The organism is Candidatus Neomarinimicrobiota bacterium (genome assembly GCA_034716895.1).
Taxonomy (GTDB): Bacteria; Fidelibacterota; UBA8477; order UBA8477; family JABMPR01; genus JABMPR01.
The window spans coordinates 1-4417 of record JAYEKW010000055.1 but is presented as its reverse complement, the minus strand read 5'-3'; the positions used below and the strand labels follow the sequence as shown (position 1 = coordinate 4417).

Sequence of the window (4417 nt, the reverse complement as noted above, 5' to 3'; positions counted from 1 at the left end):
AGATTTTAAAGAATTTCATATTGGTGGAGATGTACTGGTTGTATATTATGTTGAAGACGACATTATCAGGTTAACGAGAATCGGCACTCATTCTCAGATATTTAAATAGCCGCAGATCCAGCATCTGACCGCTGACATCTGACTTCTGACCCTCTTTACCCTGCCCTGTGCAGCTCCACAGTCCACCATGATGTTGAGTCCATTGGCCCTTAACAGATGGCAGGAGCCGGTTACCTGGTTTTCAGCCCTAAGATGAAAAATGGTTGGAAGTGGTGAGGACATTAAGCCATCAGCTACGAGTCAATATAGGATTTTTGTCTGAATACTGTTCACCGCTAAGGCGCCCCAGTACCATCTTCCGGAGCTACGGGGTAAACAAAGAACGCTAAGGAACGTACAATAAATAACTTGAACAAATTAATGTCTTTTTTGCCGTCTTCTTCGTTGCTCGTCGATCACATAACCCGTTATGCTCGCTCCTCGCGCCTTGAATACAACAAAAAATCCTATTAATTTTCAGACTTTTCCAGCCCAATTCCAAGCCCAGATATTCCGTCGTTCCGAGCCATTTTTTTTATTAACTAGGCTGTGCTCTCGTCCCATATAGATTGACAATCAAGCGGAATCACTACAATATTCAGAAATATTATGATAACTGCCTGAGAAAATATCTGTACATAGACTTGATGCCAATTCTTCTTATCAGTACACAGACTAAGTACACAGACTATATGGGCAGCTAAACGCTACTAACCTATTGGTTTTACATCACTTTACATCACTTACCTGTCGTGCTATTATCCTGCTTACATGAATTTGGGAGTTTTTGCAAGAAAACGCTTGATAACTGTCTTTTAATAGGATACTTTATGTATGTACTTATAGATGGAAATATTTGGCATATTGACTACTTTTATTGTATACAGATAGGTTGAGCCTTGATGACTCCGAAGATTTTCTGTTAACATACTTAGTGCCTGAACGAAAACCCCCGATTTTTAAATCGAGATTAATAATCTCAGTAAGTTACAGTCACAATTAGAAGTTTTTTTGTCATTTTTTGAAACGAAGATTTTTGGCGACCGATCCATTTTTGGCGATTTGTCAAGTAATTCCTTGATGTATCGTCTCAAAAATGACAATATTCTGAAATCTTCGTTTCAAAAATCCATCATTATTATTTAAAACAATAGGTTAAGGAGTTTTCGTTCAGACACTACTTAGATGGTGATCGGCATGACATTAAGAAAAAACTTGTCACAATGTTCAAGCAACGCAAAGATCTTGGGTTGAATCGAGTTTCCTGGTGGGGAAACTGAGGCGTACAGGTCGAGGTAAGGATCAGTTTAATTTCGAATCTCGGGCATGAAACTAACCCGTTCAAATGGCCCCGAATTGGCCTGGAAAAGTCTGATTTTTGTTCAACTTATTTATCTCCCGTTCCTAAGTTTAATTCCTTGCCCCGTTTCAGGATCTGTTTTCCTTCCAGCTCATACTTTCAATCAGTTCTTTTGTTTGTTTAATGTGTGCTCTTGTCGATGCCCCAAATAATATGGACTGGATTCGTTTTTGAGCACATACATATTCTATTGCTTCGTGAGGCGAGATAGATCCCGCCGCCAATACCTGCATTGCTATCGGCCGAAAATTTCTCTCTTGAATTACTGTTTCATAGAGGTGTTTACCGCCTGACATTCTAAAACCTATCTTGTTTATAGAACTGCTGATTATAGGATTCTCAATTCCACACTCTTCGAGCTTATCTAAAAGAAGCGGCATATTCATAGTAATAAATCCTGCTTCCGCCCCATATTTTTCCTTGACATGCTCTGTAAAAGCAACAAAGAAATCCTTCATCCCCAGACCCAACAACAGGTCAGTGACCACATTCTGCAGAAAGATTACTTCAATATCTAGCCCCTTGAACATTGTCATTTCTGCATCCACCAACAATTTCATCATGCTGATAAAGTCCTGTTTGGCTACTGCCATACCTCCCCTTGCTACCGTACCGAGTATGCTCCCAGGCATAAAACGTTTCAAGGTACCTATGATCCCCAGCTCGGTTACAGCGTTTGCATACTTATGAGCGTAAGGCATACAGGGGTATATCTTGAAATCCTTGTAACGCTGTTTATCTGCTCGAATAAAATCGCACACCTCTGCAATGCGATCATGGGTTGTGCACATGAATGTATGAATCCCCAAGTCATACACAATGTCCAGCACGTCCATGACTGCCCTGGTATCCTTAAAACGCATGGCCTGAGCCCGGGATTTTTCATCAGACATATGGTTGACCGCAAAAAACTGGTTGTCTCCAAAAATCACTCTATCCATAAGATCAAACCCTCGCCATTGCGTCATTCTTGAGTAAATTGACTATGTTGTCAGTCTGTAATGCACCGGCAAATGAATTGATGTTGTCCCTGTTGTTTGTCTTGATGCACTGAATAAAGTGATCGATCTGGGCGGAATATTCCTCACCCCGAAGGTAAAACCATACATCTTGCGACAAGTCGGTGACGTAACGCAGATTCCATCCCTTCTCCAGCTTGGCACCTGCTTGCTCATCGCGAAGGTAAATTTTGCACTCCTGCGCATCCGCAATAATTTTACCTCGCTTACCAAGAATAGTGACCTGGGTTGACATTTTGCGATAGGTCTCGTCACTCCAGTTCACCGAAAGCTGGCCGCTAAGGCCATTGTTATACAAAAGGGTTGCATAAACTGCGTCATCAACACCTTTGGAATAAATCTTCTTCAGAACACTCCCGGAAACGCTGTCAGGATTTCCTAATATAAACTGGACCAAATTAATGACATGGGAAGCATAATCATATAAGCATCCTCCCCCCTCAGCCATATCAGAGCGCCATGTACCCCCTTTTTCTTTCAGAACTACCGGACCATACGCCTCTCCGAGGAAATGATAGACTTCACCAATAGTATTGTCTCTGACCAGGTCCCTAACCTTCTGAAAGGTTCCGATAAAACGATTATGATACCCTACCTGGTTTACCAAATTATTACGCTCGGCAATTGCAACCATTTCCTGGCCGTCATCAATATGCAGACAGAATGGTTTTTCAACAAAGATATGCAGATTACGCTTTAATGCATACCGCACCATATCAGCATGAAATTTCGTAGGAGTAGCGACAATTACGCAATTCAGATTACACGTATCGATCATTTTCTTGTAATTTTTGAAACACTTAATACCAGCGTATTTACCGATACATGACAACACAAACTTCGAAGTATCGCAAACAGCCACAAGATCAACTTCAGGATGGGTATTGACAATTGAGCAATGGGAAATCCCCATTTTACCCAAGCCAACAAGACCGGCTTTAATCATATAATCTAGTCTCCTTTTATACGTTATTACCCAGCAAAATGGACTTTATCATTTCATAGGCCTGCTGCCCTTTGGTCAGCAACTCCTTGCTTGGCGGTTTTTGCACACAGTTTTTGAGATATTCAAGAGCGAAGTCTGCATCAAGATCAGGCCGGTGAATCATCTGATCGATACTTATTAAATATTTGTCAACATCAAGCAAATCGTCCTGATAAACTGAAATGGTCGGGATACCCAGCACAGCCATTTCGCGCGTCATCGTGCCACCTGCACCGATGAACATGCTGCAATCCTGAACAACTTCCGCTAATCCCATCGGTTTATCCAAGATGGTAATGCGGGAAAAATCGGGTCTTCTATAATGTACTGCCTGAGATTCGCCTCGGGGAAGAAGAACAACTTTGACGTGTTCCTTCAACCCAAGCAATAAAGAGTCCATAAAATTCAGATCCCCTTTATAATACTGCGCGGTCCATGGCTCAGGCCGGACAAACACAACTTTTTCCTTTTTTTCATTTTTCTCATTTCTAGCAAATTCTCTCCTACTAAGATCTGCCAGATTCCATAAATAAATCCCTTCTTTTACGCCAGGGTACTGTATAATTTTCACATTACTTGCCCCTTGTTTGTGGATGCGCTGTCGATCTAGAAATTCAGGAATCATTATGGTATCGGCAGCAAGAAAGGCCGGCACATTACCAACTGCATGCTCATTATCGTTCAAATAGATAGATCGACATCCAAGAAGACAGGAAACCGCAGGAGAGTGAAATGAACTGTGTGAAATCGCCACATCTGGTTTCCGGCTGCGTAAGTACTGATAAAGCTGAACAACCCGTACCGGATAACCCAAAATTTTATTTAATAAGTTGGCACCGTAATGTCGGCCAACCACTTCAAAAGATAAATGGTGAAGCTTCAAGAGATCAATCGTATTAGCAAGCAGCCGGCAAGTGATTATGATTTCATGATCTTTTTCCAGATCTCGAATCAGAGAATAAAAAAAATTAATGTGCGGTGAATTTGATAGGTCAAACCAGATTCGCATCTTTT

General features: G+C 41.4%; 4 protein-coding genes. 1 reads left to right on the top strand and 3 read right to left on the bottom strand.

What is annotated here, in order from left to right; all coding sequences use genetic code 11:
• On the top strand, window positions 1-109 hold a 109-nt coding region (locus U9Q77_03855), incomplete at its 5' end, for a type II toxin-antitoxin system mRNA interferase toxin, RelE/StbE family (protein MEA3286495.1).
• A 1358-nt stretch (window positions 110-1467) separates the two neighbouring features.
• Here U9Q77_03855 and U9Q77_03850 read toward each other — a convergent pair.
• The 3 genes from U9Q77_03850 to U9Q77_03840 form a co-directional block, all read right to left on the bottom strand.
• Window positions 1468-2340: a hypothetical protein gene (locus U9Q77_03850; protein MEA3286494.1), complete on the bottom strand. Its 873-nt coding sequence runs from the start codon at window positions 2338-2340 to the stop codon at window positions 1468-1470.
• A 4-nt stretch (window positions 2341-2344) separates the two neighbouring features.
• Entirely contained in the window at window positions 2345-3364 is a 1020-nt protein-coding gene (locus tag U9Q77_03845) for a Gfo/Idh/MocA family oxidoreductase (GenBank protein MEA3286493.1), read from the bottom strand.
• A 16-nt stretch (window positions 3365-3380) separates the two neighbouring features.
• A partial coding sequence (locus U9Q77_03840; protein ID MEA3286492.1) for a DUF354 domain-containing protein occupies window positions 3381-4417 on the bottom strand: 1037 nt, incomplete at its 5' end.